Source organism: uncultured Chitinophaga sp., assembly GCF_937874145.1.
Lineage (GTDB): Bacteria > Bacteroidota > Bacteroidia > Chitinophagales > Chitinophagaceae > Chitinophaga.
In genome coordinates this window covers 1-2,445 of record NZ_CALNBI010000486.1, presented here as the reverse complement: position 1 = coordinate 2,445, position 2,445 = coordinate 1, and the positions used below count along the sequence as shown (strand labels likewise).

Below are 2,445 nucleotides of genomic sequence, written 5' to 3'. Positions count from 1 at the left end.
CCCGAACCAGCAGGTGCGCGTTATCCAGGGAGGGCATATGTTGTATTGTGAGAACAATGCCGCTTTCGTGGAGGCTGTAACCAGCTTTGTGCGATAAACACCAGTATTTCCTGCGGAACATTGATATGAAAGCGGCCTGTACACGCACAGGCCGCTTTTTTTCATCATGAAGGCATCAATACTTATTGTTCTTGCGATGTTTGACCACCTGCTTGACCAGTTTGGTCAGCTGCTTGATATTCCGCTTCTTATCCGCTTCGCTGGCCTGGAAATGATATTGCTCGCGCAATAATTTCAGGTAGCTGCGATAAACCGGCCCGGGCAATGTGCCGTTGCGGACAGCGGCTATGACGGCGCATCCGGGCTCATGCTGGTGCGTGCAGTCGCCAAACCGGCATTGCGGCGCCAGCTCAACTATCAGCGGGTGGAATACACCTTCGCTGCCGCTTTCCCCGGTGACGCCGAACTCGCGCATGCCGGGTACGTCGATGATCATGCTGCCGTTCGGTAACATCACGAGGTGCCTGGCGGTGGTGGTATGTTTCCCTTTGTTGTTGGCGGCGCTGGTAGCGCCTTCTTCCTGCAGCCGGTAGCCCAGCAGGCTGTTGAGCAGCTTGCTTTTACCCACGCCTGACGATCCCAGCAGGATATAAGTGTGCCGCGGCAGGAGGTATTGGCTTGCCCACGCCTCCTGTTCCGCCGGTTGCAGCGCGCTGGTGAGCACCACCGGGCAGTTGTACCCCAGGTCTTCTACCGCTTTACGGTACGTTTCGGGATCGGGAACAAGATCCGCTTTGTTGAGGATGACGATGGGCTGGATATGGCACTGTACAATCTGCTGCAGGTATCGCTGGAGGCGCATGAGGTTGTAGTCCCGGTCGAGCCCCTGCACGATAAACGCCGCATCGATGTTGGCCGCCAGCACCTGACGCGTGCTCTGCGTACCGGGCGCCTTGCGGCTGAGCGCGTTCACGCGCGGGAGCACATCGATAATAATACCTTCCTCGTCAAAACGTTTTACCAGCACCCAATCACCCACTTTAGGGTAATCTTCCGGTTCCCGGTTGTTCATGAGCGCGCCCGAGAGCTGCGCTTCAATGTTTCCTGCTTCCGTCATCAGCAGGTGAATGAATCCTTGTATCGACAGCACTCTCGCGGCTTCAAGGTGCCGGGTTGTATTTGTTTCGAAATAGCGCAGGAAATGCGCATTCCATCCGTACGACTGTAATGCCGGCATGGTAATATAAATATATGTCTTGCCAATGCTGACAGGCATAGCAAATCTGTTTCAATAAATGGATTGAAGGGAATTAACGCAGGTAGCCGGAGAATATAAAAGTGGAAATGCTTTGTGGGCCTGCGTTAGGCGACAATGATCGACAGGAGGTTATATGTAGATGGGCGTGTCATGAGGTACAAAGGTAATAAATATGGAAGAATTTCCGGGCAAGATAAATATAGCCGGGTGGGCAGCATCCCGCGAAATCGGCGTGAGGTATTGGCATCAGCCTGGGAAGGGGGCTGATTCCGCTCAACGAAGAAATTAGCGGCGTAGCCGGATAAAGTGCGGGGGAAGAATAGACCCGGCTTTGTTTGCAGGGTTTGAAGTTCTTATGCGGGAGTTTGTATATTTATCCCGGAGCTGGCGCATTCGGTGTTGGCGTTATATGAAAATCGCCCATTTCTCATCCGGTGGCTCACTGGATTATCGCATTTTCCGTATCGCCTGGGCGGCATGGTGACAGCGGTATCTAAAGAAATGAGCCGGTTTTAACGATTCAACCTTTCAATATCATCCGAATGAAAAAATACCTTTATGGCCTTGCGGCGGCGCTGTTGCTGAATGTTGAGGGTGCGATCGCGCAGTCCCGGCCGAATATCATTTTCTTCCTGGTAGATGATATGGGCTGGCAGGATACCGCCGTTCCCTTTTGGGATAGCATTACACCCGCCAACCGGAAATTCCGGACGCCCAATATGGAGCGCCTTGCGCGGACGGGCATGAAATTTTCCAATGCGTATGCTACGCCCGTGTGCACCCCTTCAAGGGTAAGCCTCCTTTCCGGCATGAACGCGGCACGGCATCGCGTCACCAACTGGACGAGCGTTTTTAATACAAGCACTGATGGTAAAGACAGCCTGCTGCGCCCGCCGGCCTGGAACGCGAACGGGTTGTCGCCCGACGGCCGCCAGGAGCGGAGCGCCTATGCTACGCCGCTTCCGCAGGTGCTCCGCGACAATGGTTACTACACCATCATGTGCGGCAAAGCCCACTTCGGGACGTATAAAAGCATCGGGAAAGACCCGCTGAACCTGGGGTTCGTTAAAAACATTGCAGGCAGCGCGGCCGGGCATCCCGCGTCTTATTTCGGGGAGAAAAACTTCGGTTACAATCCGGAAAAATATATCGTGCAGGCCGACATGCCGGGGATGCAGAAATATTAT

Annotated in this window: 2 protein-coding genes; one reads left to right on the top strand and one right to left on the bottom strand. The window is 54.1% G+C overall.

The genetic code is table 11. The annotated features are described in order from the left end of the window. Nucleotides 1-175 precede the first annotated feature (175 nt). Nucleotides 176-1,276 carry a ribosome small subunit-dependent GTPase A gene (gene rsgA / locus Q0510_RS23115; RefSeq protein WP_298717073.1) on the bottom strand — a complete coding sequence of 367 codons (1,101 nt, stop codon included), beginning with the start codon at nt 1,274-1,276 and terminating at the stop codon, nt 176-178. Between the two features lie 524 nt (nt 1,277-1,800). On the opposite strand from rsgA, the gene Q0510_RS23110 reads away from it, so the two are divergent. Beyond that, nucleotides 1,801-2,445, top strand: a 645-nt coding sequence (locus tag Q0510_RS23110) for a sulfatase-like hydrolase/transferase (protein ID WP_298717070.1), incomplete at its 3' end; no start/stop codon positions are given.